The organism is Rhodococcus ruber NBRC 15591 (assembly GCF_001894945.1).
Classification (GTDB): domain Bacteria; phylum Actinomycetota; class Actinomycetes; order Mycobacteriales; family Mycobacteriaceae; genus Rhodococcus; species Rhodococcus ruber.
The window spans coordinates 390,440-411,944 of the sequence record NZ_BCXE01000001.1 but is presented as its reverse complement, the minus strand read 5'-3'; the positions used below and the strand labels follow the sequence as shown (position 1 = coordinate 411,944).

20 protein-coding genes are annotated in these 21,505 nt (G+C 71.4%); 13 read left to right on the top strand and 7 right to left on the bottom strand.

Translation table 11 applies throughout. From position 1 onward, the window contains the following. Positions 1-60 precede the first annotated feature (60 nt). Positions 61-1,704, top strand: coding sequence for a helix-turn-helix domain-containing protein (locus tag RR3_RS01850; protein ID WP_064065984.1), 1,644 nt, complete (start codon positions 61-63; stop codon positions 1,702-1,704). A gap of 29 nt (positions 1,705-1,733) precedes the next feature. On the opposite strand, the gene RR3_RS01845 is transcribed toward RR3_RS01850, so the two are convergent. Together RR3_RS01845 and RR3_RS01840 are read right to left on the bottom strand one after the other, a co-directional pair. Further along, positions 1,734-2,357 carry a TetR/AcrR family transcriptional regulator gene (locus RR3_RS01845; RefSeq protein ID WP_064065985.1) on the bottom strand — a complete coding sequence of 208 codons (624 nt, stop codon included), beginning with the start codon at positions 2,355-2,357 and terminating at the stop codon, positions 1,734-1,736. Between the two features lie 26 nt (positions 2,358-2,383). Then, complete coding sequence (locus RR3_RS01840; RefSeq protein WP_225223460.1) at positions 2,384-3,181, bottom strand: IclR family transcriptional regulator; 798 nt, start codon at positions 3,179-3,181, stop codon at positions 2,384-2,386. A 201-nt stretch (positions 3,182-3,382) separates the two neighbouring features. Here RR3_RS01840 and RR3_RS01835 point away from each other — a divergent pair, with 201 nt between their 5' ends. The 6 genes from RR3_RS01835 to RR3_RS01810 are packed head-to-tail and all read left to right on the top strand — an operon-like array spanning position 3,383 to position 10,552. After that, entirely contained in the window at positions 3,383-4,630 is a 1,248-nt protein-coding gene (locus tag RR3_RS01835; protein WP_234420173.1) for an FAD-dependent monooxygenase, read from the top strand. Positions 4,631-4,655: 25 nt separating this feature from the next. After that, positions 4,656-6,239, top strand: coding sequence for a class I adenylate-forming enzyme family protein (locus tag RR3_RS01830; RefSeq protein ID WP_064065987.1), 1,584 nt, complete (start codon positions 4,656-4,658; stop codon positions 6,237-6,239). After that, the gene (locus RR3_RS01825) at positions 6,236-6,688 is read left to right on the top strand and encodes a MaoC family dehydratase (protein WP_010592312.1); all 453 of its coding nucleotides are present in this window, start codon (positions 6,236-6,238) and stop codon (positions 6,686-6,688) included. Before RR3_RS01830 ends, RR3_RS01825 begins: the two co-directional genes overlap by 4 nt. Positions 6,689-6,722: 34 nt before the next feature. Then, positions 6,723-8,522, top strand: a complete 1,800-nt coding sequence (locus tag RR3_RS01820) for an FAD-dependent oxidoreductase (RefSeq protein ID WP_064065988.1) — start codon at positions 6,723-6,725, stop codon at positions 8,520-8,522. Between the two features lie 3 nt (positions 8,523-8,525). After that, the gene (locus tag RR3_RS01815; RefSeq protein WP_064065989.1) at positions 8,526-9,614 is read left to right on the top strand and encodes a maleylacetate reductase; all 1,089 of its coding nucleotides are present in this window, start codon (positions 8,526-8,528) and stop codon (positions 9,612-9,614) included. Beyond that, the gene (locus RR3_RS01810) at positions 9,611-10,552 is read left to right on the top strand and encodes a hydroxyquinol 1,2-dioxygenase (RefSeq protein WP_371851022.1); all 942 of its coding nucleotides are present in this window, start codon (positions 9,611-9,613) and stop codon (positions 10,550-10,552) included. Before RR3_RS01815 ends, RR3_RS01810 begins: the two co-directional genes overlap by 4 nt. Before the next feature lie 26 nt (positions 10,553-10,578). Here the strand turns inward: RR3_RS01810 and RR3_RS01805 are convergent, their stop codons facing one another. Next, a complete protein-coding gene (locus RR3_RS01805) occupies positions 10,579-11,499 on the bottom strand; it encodes a phosphodiesterase (RefSeq protein WP_064065990.1) in 921 nt (306 codons plus the stop codon). A 132-nt stretch (positions 11,500-11,631) separates the two neighbouring features. Next, entirely contained in the window at positions 11,632-12,423 is a 792-nt protein-coding gene (locus RR3_RS01800) for a hypothetical protein (protein ID WP_010592317.1), read from the bottom strand. Between the two features lie 201 nt (positions 12,424-12,624). Here RR3_RS01800 and RR3_RS01795 point away from each other — a divergent pair, with 201 nt between their 5' ends. Beyond that, positions 12,625-13,041, top strand: a complete 417-nt coding sequence (locus tag RR3_RS01795; protein ID WP_064065991.1) for a CoA-binding protein — start codon at positions 12,625-12,627, stop codon at positions 13,039-13,041. Between the two features lie 68 nt (positions 13,042-13,109). On the opposite strand, the gene RR3_RS01790 is transcribed toward RR3_RS01795, so the two are convergent. Both RR3_RS01790 and RR3_RS01785 read right to left on the bottom strand, forming a co-directional pair. Next, positions 13,110-14,027, bottom strand: a complete 918-nt coding sequence (locus RR3_RS01790; RefSeq protein ID WP_064065992.1) for a pseudouridine-5'-phosphate glycosidase — start codon at positions 14,025-14,027, stop codon at positions 13,110-13,112. A gap of 55 nt (positions 14,028-14,082) precedes the next feature. After that, positions 14,083-14,883: a DUF429 domain-containing protein gene (locus RR3_RS01785; protein ID WP_082900288.1), complete on the bottom strand. Its 801-nt coding sequence runs from the start codon at positions 14,881-14,883 to the stop codon at positions 14,083-14,085. A gap of 140 nt (positions 14,884-15,023) precedes the next feature. On the opposite strand from RR3_RS01785, the gene RR3_RS24780 reads away from it, so the two are divergent. The 3 genes from RR3_RS24780 (at position 15,024) to RR3_RS01770 (ending at position 18,239) form a co-directional block, all read left to right on the top strand. Beyond that, positions 15,024-15,182 carry a hypothetical protein gene (locus RR3_RS24780; protein WP_003936233.1) on the top strand — a complete coding sequence of 53 codons (159 nt, stop codon included), beginning with the start codon at positions 15,024-15,026 and terminating at the stop codon, positions 15,180-15,182. A gap of 370 nt (positions 15,183-15,552) precedes the next feature. Next, a complete protein-coding gene (locus RR3_RS01775) occupies positions 15,553-17,088 on the top strand; it encodes a hypothetical protein (RefSeq protein WP_064065994.1) in 1,536 nt (511 codons plus the stop codon). A 170-nt stretch (positions 17,089-17,258) separates the two neighbouring features. Continuing rightward, the gene (locus tag RR3_RS01770; RefSeq protein WP_072786292.1) at positions 17,259-18,239 is read left to right on the top strand and encodes a hypothetical protein; all 981 of its coding nucleotides are present in this window, start codon (positions 17,259-17,261) and stop codon (positions 18,237-18,239) included. 44 nt (positions 18,240-18,283) lie between these two features. Here the strand turns inward: RR3_RS01770 and RR3_RS01765 are convergent, their stop codons facing one another. Further along, positions 18,284-18,952: an HAD family hydrolase gene (locus tag RR3_RS01765; protein ID WP_010592325.1), complete on the bottom strand. Its 669-nt coding sequence runs from the start codon at positions 18,950-18,952 to the stop codon at positions 18,284-18,286. A gap of 175 nt (positions 18,953-19,127) precedes the next feature. Between RR3_RS01765 and RR3_RS01760 the strand changes: the two genes are divergently transcribed. Together RR3_RS01760 and RR3_RS01755 are read left to right on the top strand one after the other, a co-directional pair. Beyond that, positions 19,128-20,195 (top strand): TIGR03842 family LLM class F420-dependent oxidoreductase, encoded by a 1,068-nt coding sequence (locus tag RR3_RS01760; protein ID WP_010592326.1) that lies wholly within the window; start codon positions 19,128-19,130, stop codon positions 20,193-20,195. An 86-nt stretch (positions 20,196-20,281) separates the two neighbouring features. Continuing rightward, positions 20,282-21,502 carry a patatin-like phospholipase family protein gene (locus RR3_RS01755; protein WP_048773057.1) on the top strand — a complete coding sequence of 407 codons (1,221 nt, stop codon included), beginning with the start codon at positions 20,282-20,284 and terminating at the stop codon, positions 21,500-21,502. Positions 21,503-21,505 lie beyond the last annotated feature (3 nt).

Sequence of the window (21,505 nt, the reverse complement as noted above, 5' to 3'; positions counted from 1 at the left end):
CCGAGCCCTGGACGCACGGATCCGCCGGAGCGTGGCCGTGGCCGGGCGTATGCTCACCGCATGCCTGTCGAACGATCCGGGCGCGCTCAGTACACCGACATCCTGACGGCTCTTCGCGACATCGTCGCGGCCGACAGCGCCGACGCCGTGGTGCGCGCCGCACTCACCTCGGCCCGCGCCACCGCGCGAGCCGACGCGGCGTTCTGGATGGACGCCCACGCGGACGGTCTCCGCATGGTGGCCGGGTCCGGTCTGAGTCAGCCCGAAGCCCATGCGCTGAGCCACATACCGCCCGACCGGGGGCTCGGGGGCGAGGTGCTGCGCAGCGGCGGGCCGGTGTCGACACCCGACTACGGCGCGGATCCCCGGGCGATCCCCCGGATGCGGCAGCTGCTGGAACGGGAGGGACTGGTCTCGGCGGCGGCGGTGCCCGTCAGCGGCGCCGGACACATCGACTCCGTGCTGTATGTGGTCTCGCGCGCACGCCGGCCGTTCGAGTCGGCGGAGCTGCGCGCGCTGGCCGGACTCGCCTCGATGGCCGGGGAACTGCGCGGGCGGGCCGCGGAACGAGCGCGGGTCGCGCAGTCCCTGCGGACGCTCGAGGACGACCGCGAGCGGACCCGCGCCGAGCGCGAGCTGTTCCTGGCCGCAGCCGAATCGATGCTCACCGGCGCCGGCGTCGACCACTGTCTCGAACTCGCCGGCGACACGCTGGGCGGGTCGCTGCACCTCGACGGGCCGAACGCCGGCCCCGCACAGCCGCCCGTCGACGGGCGCCGCACGACGGTGTGCGTGCGGCAGTTCCGCGTCCCCGGGACGGGCGACGCGACGCTGACCCTGCGGGGGGCCGCGGCCACCGGGGACGACTCGGTGCGCGTGCTGGCGGCTCTGGTCGGGATGGACCTGGCGCGGCACCGTGCCGCCCTCGAAACCGAGATCCGCCTGACCGATCACCTGGTCCGCAGTCTGCTGGACGGGTCGAAGGACGAGCTGCGCCGACTGTGGCATCGGGCGCTGCTGGTCGGGCTCGACCTCGGCGTCCCGCGCGCGGTCGTCGCCGTGGGAGGTGACCGGCCCGTGGATCGGGCACTGCTCGACACCCTGAGCCGACGGGTGCGCTCTCGGGTCCCCGACGCGCAGCTGACCACGTTCGAGGGCGACGCGTTCGTGCTGTGGCCGCTGCGCGGCCACGCGGAATCGTCCTCCCTCGCAACGCACCTCGCGACGATCGTCGAGGAGTGCCGCCCCCACGCGCTCGGCGCCGGCATCGGGCCGGTCTGCCGCCGGGCCGAGGACTATCCGGCGGCCGTGCGAGAGGCGCGTTTCGCGCTGCGCGTGGGCGTCCACGGACTGCACGAACGCACCGTCGTCACCGTCGAGTCGCTCGGAATGTACCGTCTCTTCGCGCACGTCGGCGGGGTCGACGCCCTGGCGGCCGCGGCGGAGGAAACGTTGGCTCCCGTGCTCCGCGCGGACAGTCGCGACGGCTCCGATCTGCTGCACACACTGCAGACGTATCTGGAGAAGGACCGGCGCGCGACGGAAACGGCCCGGGCACTGCACGTGCACGTGAACACGTTGCGCTACCGCATCGAACGTGTCGGCAAGCTGCTCGGCGTCGATCTCGACGACCCGGATGCGCGCTTCTTCCTGCTGCTCGCGCTGCGGTTGAGCACCGTCGTGGGACGCCGGGACGGCCACTGACGCGGGCCGCGCGACCGTGCCCCCCAACCTTACTGGCGGGCGCCGCGGTCGGTGCCCTGGACGACGATGTCGGCGCGCAGCATCCGGTAGAGGGCGCCGATCTTGCGTTCGAGGTACGCGGCGTCCCCCCCGGATTCGATGACGGCACCTCGCACGAAGGTCACGCTGGTCAGCGCGAGTTCGACCGCGAGCGCGCGCGGGTCCACCACTCCGCTCTCCCGCGCGAACGGTTCGACGACCGCCACCAGCTGGTCGCGGGCGTAGTCGGTGGCCGTGGCCACCACGGCGGCGAGCTCCGGGTCGGCCGCCCCGTGCCAGACGATGTCCGCCTCGAGCTGGAAGTACGAGATGTGCTCGGCGATGGTCGCCGCCGCGGCCGACCAGTACGCCCGCATCGTCTCCTCGGAGGAACCGGAAATATCCACCGCCCTGGGCAGATTAGCGAAGAACCTGCGACTGCCCCGCTCGATCACCGCGGCGAGCAGGCCGGACTTGCTCTTGAAGTGATGGTAGATCGACCCGACGGGCAGCCCCGATGCCCGCCGGATGTCCGCGATGGACGTCCGGTGGTAACCCCGAGCGGCCATCAACTGCTCCGCGACGTTCATCAGGTACTCGCGACTGCTCTGCGACGTCGCCTCCGCGCTGGACATGGATCCGGTCCCCTCCCTCGACTCGTCTATGCGGATGCGTAGCGCGCCCCGAGCGACCGGCCGATCGCGGCCGACGCCTCCCGCAGCGGCGAGACGAGTTGCTCGCCGCTGCCGTACCCGCTCGGGAACGCCACCGAGATCGCCGCGATCGCCTCGCCGCCCACCAGAACGGGAACCGCTATGCACGCCAAGCCTTTCGCCGCCTCCTCACGGTCGATCGCGTGCCCGCGGAGGCGGACGCCCTCGAGGCAGGCGTGCAGGTCGTCCGGACGCACGATCGTCGCGGGCGTTCGCGGGACGAGGGGGTGCGATCGCGACCCGTCGGGGTCCACCGGCGTGTGAGCGAGCAGCGCCTTGCCGACCGCCGTGGCATGAGCCGGCAACCTGCCGCCCACCGAGGCGGGGGTCGGGGTTGCACCGCCGGTCGTCTTCGCCAGATAGACCACGTCGTGTCCGCGCAGCACGGCAAGATTCACGGTCTGCCTGGTGGCCCGGTGGATTCGTTCGAGGAACGGCAGCGCGGCATCGCGCAGTTCGACCTCGGCGGAGCAGATCCCCACCGAGAACAGCCGCAGCCCCACCTGATAGCGGTCGTCGATGCGCTCGACGGCGCCCACCTCCTGCAGCATGGCCAGGAGGCGGTGCGTCGTGGACTTGGGCAACCCACTTCCGCGCGCAAGTTCGCTCAACGTCATCGACCGCCGGGACTGGGTGAACACGCCCAGGATCTCGAAGGCCCGGCCGAGCAACGATGCGGACGTCGCACGATCGTCCGGCGCCGAGACTGTGCGGCACCTCAGTCCGGGGCGGGGATCTTCTGCCATAGAAACGCCTCCAAGCTGGCTAGAACGATCGTTCCAACGAGGCTAGCGACCGGCCGGCACCCTGTCAACGGAGCACATCCGCCCGCCTCCTGCGCCGCCTCGCCGGGCCCACCGCCTCGGGTCGATCCGCACAACACCCGGCCCGATCACTGGGCGAATCGTCCATTGAGCACCGATCCGGGTCCGGCAACAGTCGAAGCCATGACCTCCGAATCCCCCGCTCCCCCGGACCCGACCTCGGCGTCACGATGTCATGTCGTGGTCGTCGGCGCCGGCCCCGTCGGACTCGTGGCCGCCCTCGCCGCGCACTCGCACGGCCTCCGGGCGACCGTCCTCGAGGCCGAGGGCAGCGACCGCCTCCGCGCCGGAAGCCGCGCGACCTACCTCTACCGCGAGACGCTGGACCAGCTCGACACCTTCTCCCCCGGCCTGGGCGCGCGGCTCGCCCGCGAGGGCGTGACCTGGCCGCGCATCCGTTCGACGTACCACGGCCGCACCGTGTACGAACGGACCTTCCCGCGCGCACCCCACGGCGCGTTCGGCTCGAGCATCTCGCAGCGACTGCAGGAGCGGGCGATGCTCGAGCACGTCGAGGCGGCCGGGATTCCGATCCGGTGGAACACCCGGGTCGGCAGCGTGTCGTCCACCGCGGACGGGGTCGCGGTCCACCTCGTCGACGGCAGCACAATCGACGCGGACTACGTCGTCGCCGCCGACGGCGCGCACTCCGCGGTGCGCACGTCACTGGGAATCGAGATGGAAGGCCCCCGTTCCGACGCGTCCTTCGTCATCGTGGACGTCGACGAGGTGGCCGACGACCCGCTGCCCCTCGTGCGGGAGTTCCACTACCGGCACCCGGCCGTCGAGGGACGCAACGTCCTCGTCCTGCCCTTCCGGGGTGGGTGGCGTCTCGACCTGCAGGCGCGCCGAGACGACGGCGTCGAGGCCCTCCAGTCGGCCGACGGCACCGCCGCCTGGGTCGCGGCCGTCCTCGGCGAACGCTACCGCGATCGCATCGCGTGGGTCTCGAGCTATCGATTCCATCGCGCGGTCGCCGCGCGATTCACGGACCCGCACAACCGTGTGTTCCTCGCGGGCGAAGCGGCGCACCTGTTCGCACCGTTCGGCGGCGGACGCGGGTTGAACTCCGGAGTGCGCGACGCGCAAGCCGCGATCGAGGCGTTCGCCGCCGCAGCGCGCGACGGCGGGGACGCCGCCGCTCGGGAACAGGTCGGTGCGGCGGGCGAGACACGCCGCCGCGCAGGGCATTTCAACGCCGACGCGGCCGGTGGCGCGCTCGCCCAGATGGAGGCGAACACCGTGCTCGACCGGGCCGCGCAATGGGGTGCGGCGTTCGCCGCGCGCTGGTGGAGCCGGCCGGGTATGTGGCTGGACAGCCGGGTGACATCCGGTTCCGCCGAACGCTTCTCACCGTCCACCCGCTTCTGACCACCACCGCACGCCGAGGACCATCATGATCGATCAACCGCATCCCGACCCCGGCACACCGAGCACCAGCCTCTGGGACGTGTTCGCCGGTCGCGCCGCCGCCCACCCCGATCGCGAGGCCGTCGTGCACGGTCCGTTCCGCTGCACCTACGGCGAACTGCGCGAACAGGCCGAACGCACCGCCGCCGGTCTCGAGGCGCTGGGGGTGCGCGCCGGCGACCGGGTCGGCATGCTCTCGTACCCGCGCCCCGAAGTCGTCGCCGTCTATCTCGCGTGCGCCCGCCTGGGCGCGATCTTCCTCGGGATCGGAACCCGGGTGAACGACAAGGAACTGGACTACATCCTCACGGACGCCACACCCTCCATCCTCGTCACCGTGGACCGATTCGAAGGCACGCAGTTCGGTGCCCTCGTCGATCGGGCCGCGGAACGCCACGACATTCGTGCCGTCGTCCATCTCGGTGACGAGCCGGGCGGGCCCTTGCCCTTCGAGGTGGCTCCCGCACGATCCGTCGTGCGGCCCGTCGATCCCGACGCCCCGCTGTCGATCGTCTACACGTCCGGGACGACGGGGGACCCGAAGGGCGCTGTCGTGACCCATCGCGGCATCCTCACCTTCTCCGCGCTCCTGCGCCACACCCCCGTCGAGGCGCCACGAATCCTGTCGCTCATGCCGATCGACCACATCGGCGGTCAGGGCAACGAGATCGTGTCCGCGATTCTGTCCGGCGGCACCCTCGTCCAGCTGCCGCGCTTCGACGCCGGCGCCGCGCTCACCGCGATCGAGCAGGAGAAGGTCACCCTCTGGCAGGGAGTCATCCAGACCATGCTCAACAGGCTCATGGCACACGATCGGTTCGAGACCGCGGACCTCGGCTCGCTCGAGCGGTTGTGGTGGGTCGGACCGTTGCCGGTGAGCCTGGCCGAACGCCTCGCCGCCCGCATCCCCGTCGTCGGCGCCTCCTACGGCATGACGGAGATCGGGTGCATCACCATGACCGATCGGGACATCACTCCTGCGGATGCGACCCGCACCGTCGGCAAGCCGCTCGACGACGTCGACATCCGGATCGAACCGATCCCGGGGCACCACACCGGCGAACCCGGCGAGATCCTCGTACGCCGAAACCCGTTGATGCAAGGGTATTGGCGCAAGCCCGAGAAGACCGCCGAGGCGATCACGCCGACGGGCTGGCTGCGCACCGGCGATCTCGGGTACTTCGACGACTCGGGAAACCTTGTCCTGGCCGGACGTTCGAAACTGCTCATCCGCTCCGGCGGCTACAACATCTCGCCGATGGAGATCGAGCAGATCGTCGAGAATCACCCCGGCATCCAGCTCGCCGCCGTGGCCGCCGTGCCGGATCCCGACCTCGGCGAGGCCGCCCACATGCTTGCGATCCCGGCGCCCGGGCACGCCCCGACCGAGGACGACGTGAAGAAGTTCCTTCGCGAGCGTCTCAGCTCCTACAAGATCCCCAAGAGCGTGCGGTTCTGCGACCGGATCCCGCTGCTCGCCAACTCCAAGCTCGACCGCCGGGGCGTGCAACAGATGCTCGACCCGAGAGCCGATACGCCCGCCCCCGTCCAGTCCCAGGAGGAACGATGATCGTCTTCGACAGCACCGCCGACCTCACCGACCACGTCGGCACGCACCTGGGCTCCAGTCCGTGGGTGACGATGGACCACCAGCACATCCGCGGATTCGGTGAAGCCACCCACGACTTCAACTGGATCCACTTCGACGCCGAGCGCGCCGCGGCCTCCCCGTTCGGCTCGATCATCGCGCACGGGTACCACACGTTGGCGCTGATCGGCGGGCTCATCCAGCAGACCATCGATACCTCCTTCTGCTCCGTCGGACTCAACTACGGCCTCGACCGAGTTCGCTTCCCCGCCGCGGTTCCGGTCGACTCGCGGGTGCGGCTGGACCTGCACCTGACCGACACCGTGCCCTTCGACGGTGGTGTCGATGCCGTCTACCGGTGCGTCATCGAGATCGAGGACGGCGACAAGCCCGCCTGCGTCGCCGAGGTGATCTTCCGCTACTACGACTGACACCCACCTTCCGCCCCCTGCCTTCGGAGTACCCATGCCTGTCTTCCACGACGGTCTCGACGAGACCGTTCCTCCCCCCGGCCCGGTCGTCCAAACCGACGTCGTCGTCGTCGGATCCGGCCCCGCCGGGGCGTCGGCCGCGCTGTTCCTGTCCACCCTCGGCATCGACAACATCATGATCACCAAGTACCGGTGGACCGCCAACACGCCGCGCGCCCACATCACCAATCAGCGGACAATGGAGATCTTCCGTGACGTGGGCATCGAACAGCAGGTCCTTGCGGAAGCGTCCCCCCACGACATCATGGGCGACACCGTGTTCTGCACCGCCCTGGCCGGTGAGGAACTCGGGCGGATCCTGTCGTGGGGAACCCACCCCGCCCGCGAGGCCGACTACGTGCTCGCTTCGCCGTCCCTCAACTGCGACATCCCGCAGACGCACCTCGAGCCGATCCTCGTGAAGAACGCCACGGTCCGCGGTACGCAGACGCGGTTCTCGACGGAATACCTCTCGCATTCCGAGGACGCCGACGGGGTCACCGTCCGGGTTCTCGATCGGCTCGACGGCCGCGAGTTCGACATCCGCGCCAGGTATCTGATCGGGGCGGACGGCGCCCGCTCCACGATCGCAAACGCCCTCCGGCTGCCGTTCGAGGGCCGGATGGACATTGCCGGTTCGATGAACATCACGTTCCGCGCCGACCTCACCGACCTCGTCGCGCACCGCCCCTCGGTGCTGTACTGGGTGGTGCAGCCCGGCTCGGATGTCGGCGGCATCGGCGCCGGACTCGTCCGCATGGTGCGCCCCTGGAACGAGTGGCTCGCCGTGTGGGGTTACGACATCGAACTGCCGGCACCGGAGATGAACGACGATCGCGCCCGGGAGATCGTCCGCACCATGATCGGTCGCGACGACATCGACGTCGAGATCACGGGCTACTCGCTGTGGGGCAACAACGAGATGTACGCCACGCACATGCAGACCCGCCGGGTCTTCATCGCCGGCGACGCCGCCCACCGGCACCCGCCGAGCAACGGCCTCGGCTCCAACACGTCCATCCAGGACTCCTACAACCTCGCCTGGAAGATCGCCGCCGTGCTGGAAGGACGCGCCGGCCGGGGACTGCTCGAGACCTACTCGGTCGAACGTGTCCCTGTCGCCGAGCAGATCGTCAAGCGGGCCAACAAGTCCAGTCGTGAATTCGTGGGAATCTTCGAAGCCCTCGGCACGACGCGGGCGACGACGGTCGAACACATGCAGGCCGAACTCGCCGAACTCCGGGCCGACACACCCGAGGGCGCCGCCAAGAGGCAGGCGCTCGCGGCGGCGATGGAACTGAAGAACTACGAGTTCAACGCCCTCGGCGTGGAACTCGGGCAGAACTACGCCGGCTCCCCCGCGGTGGTCGAGGACGGGAGCGCCCCGCCCGTCCCCACCCGGGATCCGGAACTGCACTACGAGCCGCACACGTATCCCGGCGTGCGCCTGCCGCATTGCTGGGTGGGTGATTCGACGAGCAGGATGTCGACGCACGATCTGGCGCAGTACACGCAGTTCACGCTCTTCACCGGCAAGACCGGCCGGGCGTGGGCCGGCGCGGCCGCGAAGGTCTCGGAGGAGCTCGGCGTCGACGTGGTCCCGATCGTGATCGGAGCCGGCGAGCCGGTGCAGGACCTGTACTTCGACTGGGGCAGGCTGCGGGAGGTGGCGGAGGACGGGGCGGTCCTGGTCCGGCCGGACACCCACATCGGCTGGCGCGCACACCGCATGTCGGACGACCCGGTGACCGCACTGCGCGACGCCATGCTCCGCATCCTGCACCGGCAGGCGTGACCGATGGGACTGTCGTTCACCCACGAAACCCGTCCGCAGCGCGTGGTGTTCGAAGCCGGAGGCGCACGCCGTCACCTCGCGGCCGAGATCGACCGGCTCGGCGCCGCGCGGGTCATGCTCGTGGCATCGGCGGCGGAAGGCGCCCTCGCCGACCGCGTCGTCGGGGACCTGCCGGTCGTTCGGCACTGGTCGGAGGTCCACCCGCACGTCCCCGTCGAGGTGGCGCGACGAGCACGGCGGGCCGCCGTCGACGCCGAGGCCGACGCCCTCGTCTGTGTCGGCGGAGGATCGGCGGTCGGCCTGGCCAAGGCCGTCGCGATGACCACCGCCCTGCCGATCGTGGCCGTGCCGACGACCTACGCCGGCTCGGAAGCGACCGACGTGTGGGGGCTGACCGACAACGGCGTGAAGACCACCGGCGCCGACGGCGCGGTCCTGCCCACCTCGGTCGTCTACGACTCCGAACTGACCGTCGGCCTGCCGGTCGACCTGAGCGTCGCCAGCGGCCTGAACGCGCTCGCTCACTGCGTCGACTCGCTGTGGGCCCCGCGCGCCGATCCGATCAACGCCGCGCTCTGCCTCGAAGGCGCCCGCGCTCTCGCCACCGGCCTGCCGGAGGTGGTCGCGGACCCGGACGGAATCGACGGCCGCGACCGCTGCCTGTACGGCGCGTACCTCGCCGCCGTGGGGTTCGCGTCGGCCGGCGCGGGCATGCACCACAAGATCTGCCACGTCCTCGGTGGCGCATACGGTCTGCCGCATGCGCAGACACACGCCGTCGTGCTGCCTCACGTGCTGGCCCTCAACGCCGCGTCGCTCGGCACGCTCGGCCGGCGCCTCGCCGTCGCGCTGGGGTCCCCGACCCCGACGGATCCCGGTGCGGCCCCCGCTGCGCTCGACGAACTACGGCGGCGCCTGGACGCCCCGACGTCCCTCGCCGAGCTGGGGATGCGCGAGGCGGACCTGCCCGACGCGGTGCAGCGCTGCCTTGCCGCCGTTCCCGACACCGATCCCATGCCCGTCACGCCGCAGAACCTGACCGAGCTGCTCTACGCGGCGTGGTCGGGTCGGCAGACCCGGAGGACTCCGTGACCATCCCATCCGATCACCACCCGCTCCAGCCGCCCGCCCGTTCGGTCGACCCGGCGCCCTCCGTATCGCCCGAACAGGCACGACGCGAGCAGGATCTCGTCGACCGGGTCGTCGCGTCGTTCGACGACACCGAGTCGCCGCGCCTGCGTCAGCTCATGCAGGCACTCGTCCGGCATCTGCACGCGTACGTGCGCGAGGTTCGGCTCACCGAACAGGAATGGAGTACCGCGGTCGCCTTCCTCACCGAATGCGGACACGTCACCGACGACAAGCGCCAGGAGTTCGTCCTCCTGTCGGACGTCCTCGGGGTCTCGATGCAGACCATCGCCGTCGGCAACGAGACCATCGGCGACGCCACCGCGGCGACCGTGTTCGGGCCGTTCTTCGTCGACGGGTCACCGCGCATCGAGTCCGGCGGCGACCTGACGTTCGGCGCGAAGGGCCAACCGTGCCGAGTGCAGGGCACCGTCCGCGACCTCACCGGCCGGCCTGTGCCGGGGGCGCGCATCGAGGTGTGGGAGGCCGACGAGGACGGACTGTACGACGTGCAGTACCGCGACGACCGCGTCGCGGCGCGCGCTCACCTGTTCACCGGCGACGACGGCCGGTACAGCTTCTGGGGGCTGACCCCCACCCCTTACCCGATTCCACACGACGGACCGGTCGGGCGGCTGCTCGAAGCCGCCGGACGCTCACCGATACGCGCGTCCCACCTGCACTTCATGGTGTCCGCGCCGGGGCTTCGAACGCTCGTCACTCACATCTTCGTCGACGGCTGCGACTACCTCGACCGCGACAGCGTGTTCGGTGTCGAGGACTCGCTCGTCAAGGACTTCGTCCGGCACTCGGCTCAGGAGCCACCGCCGGACGGACACGATGTCGCGGGGCGCAGCTGGGCGAGCGTCGACTTCGACATCGTGCTCGCGCCCACCGAGTAGGCGGGCCGCCCGGGTGCATCCGTCTGCTAGACGCGGACGGTGACGTCCGGGTTCTCGGGGATACGGATCCCGGCCTCGGCGAGACGCTGCGCGGCGTCCTCCGCGGTGGACGGCCGCCCGGCGGTCGCGTAGCTGCCGGTCGGCACCACCGAGTGCACGATGGTGTCCGGGTAGACGTGCACGAGGTTGAAGCCCTGGGCACCGTCGTGGCCGCGCTGGCACCCGGCCGGAACGTTGAGGTCCTGGGTGTAGCACGTCGAGGAGGCCACGGAAACGGGGATGTCGGCGAACGTCGCGGTCGTGGTGTAGTGCAGGTGCCCGGCGAGGATGGTGCGCACGTCGGTGTCGCGCAGCACCTCGGCGAGGCCGGCCTGGTCGCGCAGTTCGACGAGCACAGCCTGGTCGAACACGCTGGGCACCGGCGGGTGATGCATGGCGAGGATGGTGCCGAAGGGCGCCGACGTCTCGAGTTCCTGCGCCAGCCAGTTCAGTTGTTCCTGCGAGACCTCGCCGTGGTGGAAGCCGGGCACCGAGGTGTCGAGGGTGATGATGCGCAGGCCGTTGACGTGGTAGACGCGGTCGACGGGTCCGGTGGACGGCGCCTGATCGAGCAGCAGTTCCCGGAAGGTGGCACGGTCGTCGTGGTTGCCCATGGCCCACACGATCTGCGCGCCGAGCGCCTGCGCGACGGGTTCGACGAGACCGCGCAGCTTCGCATAGGCGTCCGGCTGGCCGCGATCGGCGAGGTCGCCGGTGAACACGAGCGCATCGGGCTGCACCCCGGAGGCGCGGATGTCGGCGAGGATCTGCTGCACCCGGGCGTCGGCGTCGACCGTTCCGTAGAGCAACTCGTCGCCGCCGACGAGGTGGGTGTCGGTGATGTGCAGCAGGGTGTGCGACGGCCTCGGGTATTCGGCTATTCGCTCGGCCCCACGAGGGCTGCCCATGATCTCTCGCTTCCGTTCGCCGACGTGCTCAGGGGCACACGTCGAGTATGACGATAGTCGAACGGATTCGGGTTGCCCTCGGACACCCCGGAGTCGACGCGACGGCGAACGGGACGCGAACCTCGGGTGGCGTCACGCCAGGTGCGTCCCCAACGGCGTCGATTCCGGCTGGTCGAGCCGCCAGAACGTGCCACCGTCGCAGGTCTCGGTGTCGCCGCTGAGGTAGCTCGCAACAGCGACGGCGGCGGTGGTCGGGTCGGGGAACCGCCGACCTTCCATGGGGCCGGCCGTGATCTCGAGGGTCCCGGTGGTGGGATCGAACCGTCCCTTGACGCGGTAGCCGTCCCGGTCGGCCACCACCGACAGCCGCGGATCCTCGACGACCTCGGGTTCGGCCGACCCGCGCGCCTCGCCGGCGCTCGCCTTCCGTGCGCGGTTGCGGGCGAGCCGCTCCTGTTCGGCCTCGGCCGCGTCGTCGTCGGTGTAGCGGGTGGTGTCCTTGGCGGGTGTCAGGCCGAGCAGATCCCAGCAGTCCTTGCCGTGGGCGACGCTGCTGAGGGGGATGGCGTGGCTTCCCGTGTGCGTCCGGCCGGGGCCGTCGGACATCCAGATGTCGACCTCGGCGGCGATGCCCGCCGCGACCTCGTCGGACGGCAGGACGAAGTACTCCGCCGGGTCGCTTCCCAGATCGACGAACACCCAGAACTGCGACCCGGTGTCGTCGGTGTCGGGCAGGGCGTCCTGCCGGCGGGCCTGCCAGTCCCCGTCGATCCTGGTGCGGACACGGACGATGCAGCTGCTCCCGTCGACGCCCCACACCTGGACCGGGTTGCGCGGCAGGTGCTCGAGCTTCTCGGCGCGGCCTCCGCGCTGGATGACCTCGGAGATGAAGGCCTGGATCCCTCGACCGGCAGTGTCGTGCACTCGACTGCGTCCATTCCTGTGCTGCGCCCCGTACGCATCGGTGAGCTGTGTTGCGACGGGGTCCCGCGCCACGACTCGAGTTTCTGTACTCCAGAGTACGGGCAGGGGTTCGGCGGTCGCGGGCCGCCTCGGCCTCCGGCGGGTCGGGCCGGGTGCCGAGGCGACCCGCACCCTCCGCCGGCGAGGGGTAATTTCGCTGTCATGAGCACCACGTGGCAGGACCCGAAGGCTGTGAGCCTGATGCTCGACGACTGCACCACCTGGGCGGTGGTCGGGCTCTCGGGCAACCCGGACCGCACCGCGTACCGGATCGCGCGGCTGCTCCAGGAGCGCGGCAAGCGGATCGTCCCCGTTCATCCGAGTGCGCCGACGGTGCTCGGCGAGCAGGGTTACGCATCCCTCGCGGACGTGCCGTTCCCGGTCGACGTCGTCGATGTGTTCCGCCGCTCGGAGTCGGCGGGCGAGTTCGCCGACCAGGCCGTCGCGATCGGCGCGAAGGGCGTGTGGTTCCAGCTCGGGGTGATCGACGAGGACGCGTTCGCGCGCACCACCGAGGCCGGGGTGGCGATGGTCATGGACACGTGCCCGGCAATCGAGTGGAACAAGCGGCGCGGCTGATGCTTGAAGGTGCGGTGCGTCCTTTGGGCTGCCCTGGCCGCCCAAAGGACGCACCGATGCGGCGGTCGTCAGGTCGGACCGCCGGCGAGTGCCGTCGCGACGGCGCCGCCGAGCGCGACGTTGCCCCGGTAGACCTCGACGTTGACGTCGAGGCTGCGGCCGCCGGTGGCGCGGTGGAAGTGGTCGAGCAGGAACGGCGTCGTGTCCTTGCCGGCGACCCCGGCGGCCGCGGCCCGCTCCTCGGCCTCGCGCAGCACCCGCGCATGCAGTCCGGGGTCGAGCTGTGCGTCCTCCGGGACCGGATTCGCAAGCAGGACAGCGGTTTTCAGGCCGAGCGCGTCCCGGGCGCGGACCAGCTCGGCGACCTCGGCCGGGGAGTCGACGGAATACTCGAGCGGGCAGCCGCTGTCGCGGATGTAGAAGCCGGGGAAGCTCCGGGTGCGGTAGCCGACGACCGGAATGCTCAGGGTCTCGAGCCGCTCCAGCGTGGCCGGGATGTCGAGGATCGACTTGACGCCGGCGCTGACGACGAGGATCGGCACGGTGGACAGGGCGACCAGGTCGGCGGATTCGTCGAAGGTGCTCTGTGCGCCGCGGTGCACGCCCCCGAGCCCACCCGTCGCGAAGACCCCGACACCGGCGCGGTGCGCGAGCAGGGCCGTCGCCGCGACGGTGGTGCCGCCGGACAGCCGTCGTGCGACGGCGATCGGCAGGTCGCGCACGCTCAGCTTCGTCACGGTCTGCGACGTCGCGAGTTCGGTGATCTCGTCGGTGGACAGTCCGACGGTGGGGACGCCGCGGAGCACGCCGACGGTGGCGGGGACGACGTCCGCCGCCCGCAACCGCGCCTCCGCCTCGAGCGCCACCTCGAGGTTGCGCGGACGCGGCAGGCCGTGGGTGAAGATCGTCGATTCCAGGGCCACCACCGGGCGGCGGGCCGCGACGGCGGCGCGCACCTCGTCGGATATCCGGATCACCGGGTCCATGCGGCTCCTCTCGTCGCCTGCAGCGTACCGGCACGGCGCCGAGGGTCCGGTCACCTCAGAGCAGTTCGCCGATTCCGCACACCGGCAAATGGATCCATCCCTCCCGGACCGCGACGGCGTGCTGCGCCGCATCGGGCCGGACGGTTCTGCCGAGGGCGGCCGCGCGGGCGACGAGGCCGGCGACGACCGCATCGAACGCGTCGTCGGAGTCGACGCACAGGTCCCGGAAGCCGCCGAGCGTCAGTCCCGGCAGGGCCCCTTCCAGCGCAGCCACCGATGCGGCGCGCACCTCGCGGTTCTTCGCGCTCTTGTACCCCTTGAACGGCAGTCCCCAACCCTGCAGCGCGGCAGCGGGATACGCCTCCACCACCGCACCATCGACGCGGTCGACCTCCACTCCGACGGCATCGAGTTCCGCGAGCAGGCCCGCACACCGGAGCGCCACGTGGGCGATGAGATCCGCGGACACGCTCAGCGGGACGATCCCCGTCCGGGCATGCACCACGCGGTCGGTCGATCGTCGCACCAGCGGGAGGCGTCCGGGCCGGCTGCTCAGGGCGCGTTCGCGCGAGTACTCGAGGCGGTGATGCGCGCCGAGGAACTCGACGAACGCGTCGGGCCATCCGAAGGGCGCGTCGATCCCGCTCCGGTCCGCCGCGACGATCGCGGCCACGATCTCCGGGTCGGTCGCGCCGAGCCGCAGCGCCTGCACCGTCGCGGTGCCGTGCTCCCACGCGAGGGTGGCGACCGCCGTCTTCGCCGGCTCGGCCGCGAGATCGACACCTACCGTCTTCACGAACGCCACGGTATCCGCTGCCCGTCCCGGGAGCTTGCATCCGTACTGCGCACCTTGCATCCCCTCTGTCCCGCCACAACGGGTGCAAGCACGCCACAGGGAGTGCAAGCCGGTACATCATCAGGCGCGCACAGCCGTGGACTACGTTCCGCATCCGTGCCACGGTGGAGGCGGATATCTCTTCCAGGAGGTGCAACACCATGGAGCACACCCAGCAGAACAGCGCCGCCCAGGAATGCCCGGACTGCCATGCGCTCGCCGCGGACCTCGCGGCGCACAAGCAATGGCACTCCCGGGTCGTTCACGACCTGGCTCTCGCTGTCGAGAAGGAAGTGGATCGACGGACCCGGACACCCTGACCGGGACCGCTCCCCGGTCCGGTTGCGTCAGCGGAAGGCGTCGCCCTTCGTCGCGAGCGCCCTGACCCGTTCGACGATCCTGTCCTGCAGCTTCTTCGGCGTGCGCCAGCGCATGGCGAGGCGGTCGTGGTCCATCGCGTGCTCGGCGACGATGTCCTCGAGCTGCTCGACATCGAGGGGCGCCAGCTTCTCGCGCAGGCCGGCCTCGCCGCCGTCACGGAACGGATCGAAGGGCCCCGGGGCACGTTTGCCGCACCCCCAGCACCCTCGCTACTCGTTCGCTTGGCAAAGTACACCGGGACCCGGACGAATCCGGCGCCGGGCACCCGCGCACCCCCTAGATTCGAGGCAGTCGGCGACGGGAGGCCGCGTGCGCGAGGGACGGTGGTGGCGCTGGTGGCCGCTCGCGGCCGCGGCGGCGCTCGTCGTGCTGCTCGCGGTGACGAACGCGGTCCCGACGTGGCCGGGGCTGATCCACCTGGTGGCGTTGCCCCCGCTGGACCAGTTCGCCGACCTGCGACTTCTGCTGTCGCGGGCGCCGTCGTGGCCGGTGTTCCTGATGTTGCTCGCCGCCGTGTCCGCGGCGCGGGTGGCGCTCATGGCGTGGCTGCTGGGCGGTCTCGATGCCCGCCGCCTGCGGTTCGCGGCCCTGTTCTACGCGGTCGCGTTCGGGCCGGTGCTGCTGGCGGCATTCGCCGACGCCACCGCCTACGCCGTCCTGTACTCCCGGCTGTTCTGGCCGGCCGTCGCCCTGGTCGGGGTGCTGGTGCTGACGCTCGGTCCGGTTCCGTGGCAGGGCACCGTACGGCTGCGGGAGGCGCTCGCACTGACCCGGCGGCGGGGGCTGCGCGTCGAGGTGACGCTGCCGTACTGCGCCGTGGTCCTGGCGCTGGGCGCCCTGGCCGAACGGGTCCCTGTCCTGACCGTGCCGCTCGTCCCGGTCTCGGCCGTCACGACCGGCCTGGCGATCCGGGCGATGCACCGCCCGGCACTGCGCCGGCCGGGGGCGGCCGTGAGCGCGTTCGTCGCGGCGCTGGTCGCCGTATCGATCGCTTTCGTCGCGACCCGCGGGTACGACGAGCCGGAACCCGGCCCGCCGCAACCGGGTTCGCTGCTGATCCTCTCGGGGATCAACTCGGCGTCGGGGCGGGGCGCGATCCACGCGACGGACGTACACCGCCTCGGCTACCGCTGCGAGCAGGTGTACTACTTCTCGTATGCCGGGCCGGGCGACGGGCAGCCGCAGCGGGACGCGACGTGCCCGATCCGCACGGGCGCCCCCTACGGACCGAGCGACACCCAGCGCCCGTTCCAGGAACAGGTCGATCTGTTCGTCGAGCAGGCGTCCGGGCTGCCTCGTCCGCTGGTGGTGGCCGCGCATTCGCACGCGGTGTGGGTGGTGTGGGAGGCCGTCGCCACCGGGCGGGCCGACGTCGACGCCCTGCTGCTCGTCGGCCCGTTCCCGAGCACCCCGACCGGCTACCCACCGCCCGGCGTGAACGCCCCCGGCCGCGTCTTCGCCGACCTGCTGCGCCTCGCCGCACCGGCCACCGACCTCGTCCGGTTCCACTTCGATCCGGAGACCCCGGCCGCCCGGGACCTGCTCGGCACGGCAGGTGCCGCGGAGTCCGTCCTCGCTCGGCCGCTGCCCGGGGCGGTGCGCGCCTCGAGCCTGCCCTCGGCCACCGATCTGCCGCTGATGCCGGACGGCCGGGAGCTCGACGTGGAGCGCAACGAGTGTCCCGCCCGCGTCGCCCACCCGTACCTGCCCGAGTCGGCGGCCTTCGAGGACGCCGCCATCCGGTTCCTGAACGGCCGGCCTCCCCCACCGTGCCCGCCGTGGCGGGACTGGGGTGCCGTGCTCGTGCGGCCGTTCGGGGTGCCGGCCGGGCAGGCGCTGCGCTGATCCCGAATTCCCCCGCGACGATCGCCGCCGAGGGGGATATTCGGAGGAGGCCACCACCGGTCCCGAACAACGGCATCGCCGGACGCAGCGCGGTGCTCACGACCAACGACCGCCACGACGAACGACTGCCACGACGAACGACTGCCACGACGAACGACTGCGGAGTACCCATGACACTGCTTCCCCGCCCCGGTCTGTCGGCGATCGTGACGGTTGCCGCCGCCGCACTCCTGTCCGTGTCGATGCCACCGAACGCCCCGGCCTTCGCGCCCGACGTCCACGGGACGATTCTGCGGGCAGCGCTGCCGCCGGCCCCCGGCGACGGGGGCGTCGACGACCTGGCACTCGCCGAGATCACCGGAAGCCTCCTCACCGGCACCGGCAACGAAGGCAGCGACCTGTTCCAGGGCGACGCCTTCCGGCACTTCGACAACGCCGCGGGGCCGGCGGACGTCTGCGACCGTGCCCGGGACGCGTGGAACTTCTTCGTGCCCGCCGTGATCGCCGGCGCGCAACCCGCCGGACCACCGGAGTTCCGCACCCCCGTGAACGGCTTCGGAGCCCGCAGCGCCTTCGGCGGCCTGACGCACGCCCTCGCCGACTTCTACTCCCACTCGAACTGGGTCGAGGTGGCCGTCGCCGCGAACCGGGCCCCGGGGCTCGCTCCGCTCTTCCCGACGTGCGATCCCGCCGCTCTTCCGGCCGGCCTGCACACCGGGTTCTTCGAGCTGACCCCGGCCAACGGTCTCGACGGCTGCCCGAGCGGTCCGCCCGCTCCCCCGGCCGGGTCGTCCGTCCCGCCGAGCGAGGGCCCGCCCGCCCCGCCCGCCTCGTTCGAGGAGTGTCACCTGACCCTGAACAAGGACGATCCGGGCACGCTCCGCGGCCGTGAGCCGGTCCCCGGACAGGACGGGACGACGTACCACCAGCTCGCGGTGCAACTCGCCGTCGAACACACCACCGCGCTGTACCGGGAGGTCCGTGGTCTCGTCGCCGGTTCCGTCCCCGGCGGTGTCGACGGAGAGTGCGTCACCGACAATCTGTTCCAGGCCGCGCGATTCGCGCCCTGTGCGGTCCCGGCGCCCACTTCCGTTTTCCCCGAACGTATTTCGGTACAGCCAGTCGGCGTTGCGCCGAGTCCGCCGGCATAGGGGCGAGACCGGCCGCACCGGGGCGGGGCCCCGGCCTCCGCCTTTCACCTCATCGCTGCCACCGCGGCCGGGGTGAGACCGTCCAAGCCGGGCAGCACCAGCCCGGCGAGGGCGAGCGCATCCGGGTCGGGTGGGTACCGGGGATGGGGAATCGCGATCACCCGCATGCCGGCCGCCGCCGCCGACCGCAGCCCATTGCTGGAATCCTCCACCGCCGCACACCGAGCCGGGTTCGTCCCGAGTCGCTCGGCCACCGTCAGGTAGATGTCGGGGGCCGGCTTCCCCCGCGCCACACCCTCGGTGGACAGCGCCACCGCGAACGCATCCCCCAGCGCTGCGGCGTCGAGCACGGCCTCGATCAGCGCCTGCGGGGACGAGCTGGCCAGCCCGAGCGGCCACCGCGCCGCCATCGCGCGCACCGCCTCGACCGCACCGGGAATCAGCGGCAACCGCTCGGCGTAGCGGGCGCCCATGCGCTCGATGACCAGCGCCGCCACGTCGTCGGGTGGCAGGCCGACACCGAGACCCTCACTGAGATACCTCGCCCACTCCGGGGTACTCATGCCCATCAACCGGCTCTGCGCATCGTCGGTCCAGCGGCCCCCGTGCTCGGCCACGACCTGCCGACGCACCTGCTCCCACAGCGGTTCGGAGTCGACCAGCACCCCGTCCAGGTCGAACACCACCGCTTCCACACCACCGTTGTCGGACACAGGACCAGTCTCGGCCACACCGCCCGCCGGCAGGACACCGACACGCAGACGAGCGGCACGACCGGCCCCTCGCCGCAGATGGGCCCGCGATCCCCGAACCCGCCGAGTGCCGGACACCCGAGGTGTTGTGCGCGCAGAATCGGATCCGACATGACGTCGCGGCGGGAGGAGCCCCGTGGACATCGGAGTGGTATTCCAGTGCAACCCGCCGGCGGCGCGGGTCGTGGAGCTGGCCCGGCAGGCGGAGACACACGGCTTCTCCCACGTGTGGACGTTCGACTCGCACCTGCTGTGGCAGGAGCCGTACGTCGTCCACAGCATGATCCTCGCCGCGACGCGCACCGTGACGGTGGGGCCGATGGTGACCAATCCGGCGACCCGCGACTGGACGGTCACGGCCTCGACCTTCGCCACGCTCAACGGCATGTTCGGCAACCGCACCGTCTGTGGGATCGGCCGGGGCGATTCGGCGGTGCGCACCCTCGGCGGCGCGCCGGCGACGCTGGCGACGCTCCGCGACGCGATCGAGGTCATCCGTGAGCTCGGCAACGGCCGTGAGGCCCGGGTGCGGGACGTGACAGTGCGCTTCCCGTGGGCAGAGACGTCGGCGCTCGAGGTGTGGGTGGCCGGGTACGGGCCGAAGGCGCTCGATCTGATCGGCCGGGTGGCCGACGGATTCATCCTGCAACTCGCGGATCCGGAGATCGCGAGGTGGACGATCCTGCGGGTCCGCGCGGCCGCCGAGGCGGCCGGTCGCGACCCGGCGGCGGTGACGATCTGCGCGGCGGCACCCGCCTATGTGACGGACGGATCCGCCGCGGCCCTCACGCATGCCCGCGAGCAGTGCCGCTGGTTCGGTGGGATGGTCGGGAATCACGCCGCGGACCTGGTGGCGCGGTACGGCACCGACAGCGACGTGCCGGAGGCGCTCACCCGCTACGTCGCCGGGCGTTCCGGGTACGACTACAACGAGCACGGCCGCGCCGGGAACCCGCACGCGGAGTTCGTGGCCGACGAGATCGTCGACCGCTTCTGCATCGTCGGCGACGCGGAGGAGCATCTGAACCGGCTGAGGGAACTCGAGGAGATCGGGGTGGACCAGTTCGCCGTGTACCTGCAGCACGACGCGAAGACGTCGACCCTCGAGGCATACGGGGAGACCGTGATCCCGGGGCTCGCGCCGCGGCCGGCCGCGACGACCGCCCAGCCGGCCGGCGAGCGAGTGAACCGTTCGCCCGGATAGCCGGCACGTCCGCTCATTGCGAGCGTCGCTCGGCTTCTGCGGATCACGCGATCGGCGCCGCATCGGCGCGTATCGTTCTCCGATGTATGCACGTCGTGAGGGGGACGACCGTGAGCGAAACCGTAGGGCTGGTGGTGTCCGGCGCGGGCGCCCGGGGGGCGTACGAGGCCGGGGCGATCGCATCGCTGCTGCCCCACCTGCCGCGGTCGGAGCGCCCGCCGATTCTGGTGGGAACCAGCGCCGGCGCGCTGAACGTCGTCGGATTGGCCGCCTTCGCCGGGGACGGGTACAAGTCCGCCACCCACAAGATCGTGAGCCTGTGGTCGACGGTGGGACTGGACGACGTCTTCGGGCCCGTCGGCACGCTGGTCGGCACCGGCCTGCGTTACCTCGGTCAGGCCGCCGGTCTGGACGTCACGCTGCCGAGCCTTCTCGACACCGAGCGCATGCGCGACCTGCTGACATCTCTCATCTGCTGGGAGGACCTGCACGCCAACATCCGCAGCGGGGCCATCGGGGCGGTCGCGGTGACGGCGACCTCCGTCGCCACCCGCGGCACCGTGGTCTTCGTCGAGAAACACCCGTCGGTGCCGCTGCCCGACTACGACGAACAACGCAACATCACCTACGTCGAGACGGAACTGTCCGTCGAGCACGTACTGGCCTCGGCGGCGGTGCCGGTGCTGTTCCGGCCCGTCCGGGTCACCGAACCGGCGGCGTGGGCGGGCTGGTACGTCGACGGTGGTCTGCAGCTCAACACCCCGCTGAAGCCGGCCCTCGCCCTCGGCGCGGACACCCTCGGAGTCGTCGCGACCCAGCCGCGGCACTGGATCGAACAGCCTGCCGCCGATCTCGCGCCCGGCGACGACGAGCCACCCGACGTGTTCGGTGCCGCCGCACTCGTCCTGCGCGCCGTCCTCTCGGACCGCATGATCGAAGACCTGCACCAGCTCGAGGTCCGCAACGACCGGCTGATGCGCATCCGCGCAGCCGGAGTGGACAGCGCGGACGTGACCTCGGATCGGGAGATCGAGGTGCGGTTCGCGGGCCCGTCGCTCGAGCAGGCATACGACCTCGGCCGGCTCGCCTACGACATCTACAGCGAGAAGGGCGCGGGGGTGGGCGGCCTGCGCCACCCCTGGCTGTCGGTGCTGGGCCGCCTCGTGGGAGGGACCCGCGAGGACCACGGCGACCTGCTGAGCTTCCTGCTCTTCGACCCGGACTTCACCTCCGCCGCAGCCGAACTCGGACTCGCGGCGTTGCACCGGTTGGCATCCCGCGAACAAGCACCTCGGACGTCGTCGTAGGTG

What these genes read in the sequence shown, in the direction of transcription:
- RR3_RS01840 (WP_225223460.1), bottom strand. Translation starts at nt 3,181, where the DNA reads ATGGCAGAAGATCCCCGCCCCGGACTGAGGTGCCGCACAGTCTCGGCG.
- RR3_RS01805 (WP_064065990.1), bottom strand. Translation starts at nt 11,499, where the DNA reads ATGGGCAGCCCTCGTGGGGCCGAGCGAATAGCCGAATACCCGAGGCCG.
- RR3_RS01825 (WP_010592312.1), top strand. Translation starts at nt 6,236, where the DNA reads ATGATCGTCTTCGACAGCACCGCCGACCTCACCGACCACGTCGGCACG.
- RR3_RS01830 (WP_064065987.1), top strand. Translation starts at nt 4,656, where the DNA reads ATGATCGATCAACCGCATCCCGACCCCGGCACACCGAGCACCAGCCTC.
- RR3_RS01795 (WP_064065991.1), top strand. Translation starts at nt 12,625, where the DNA reads ATGAGCACCACGTGGCAGGACCCGAAGGCTGTGAGCCTGATGCTCGAC.
- RR3_RS01835 (WP_234420173.1), top strand. Translation starts at nt 3,383, where the DNA reads ATGACCTCCGAATCCCCCGCTCCCCCGGACCCGACCTCGGCGTCACGA.
- RR3_RS01755 (WP_048773057.1), top strand. Translation starts at nt 20,282, where the DNA reads ATGCACGTCGTGAGGGGGACGACCGTGAGCGAAACCGTAGGGCTGGTG.
- RR3_RS01770 (WP_072786292.1), top strand. Translation starts at nt 17,259, where the DNA reads ATGACACTGCTTCCCCGCCCCGGTCTGTCGGCGATCGTGACGGTTGCC.
- RR3_RS24780 (WP_003936233.1), top strand. Translation starts at nt 15,024, where the DNA reads ATGGAGCACACCCAGCAGAACAGCGCCGCCCAGGAATGCCCGGACTGC.
- RR3_RS01790 (WP_064065992.1), bottom strand. Translation starts at nt 14,027, where the DNA reads ATGGACCCGGTGATCCGGATATCCGACGAGGTGCGCGCCGCCGTCGCG.
- RR3_RS01815 (WP_064065989.1), top strand. Translation starts at nt 8,526, where the DNA reads ATGGGACTGTCGTTCACCCACGAAACCCGTCCGCAGCGCGTGGTGTTC.
- RR3_RS01845 (WP_064065985.1), bottom strand. Translation starts at nt 2,357, where the DNA reads ATGTCCAGCGCGGAGGCGACGTCGCAGAGCAGTCGCGAGTACCTGATG.
- RR3_RS01820 (WP_064065988.1), top strand. Translation starts at nt 6,723, where the DNA reads ATGCCTGTCTTCCACGACGGTCTCGACGAGACCGTTCCTCCCCCCGGC.
- RR3_RS01850 (WP_064065984.1), top strand. Translation starts at nt 61, where the DNA reads ATGCCTGTCGAACGATCCGGGCGCGCTCAGTACACCGACATCCTGACG.
- RR3_RS01785 (WP_082900288.1), bottom strand. Translation starts at nt 14,883, where the DNA reads ATGCAAGGTGCGCAGTACGGATGCAAGCTCCCGGGACGGGCAGCGGAT.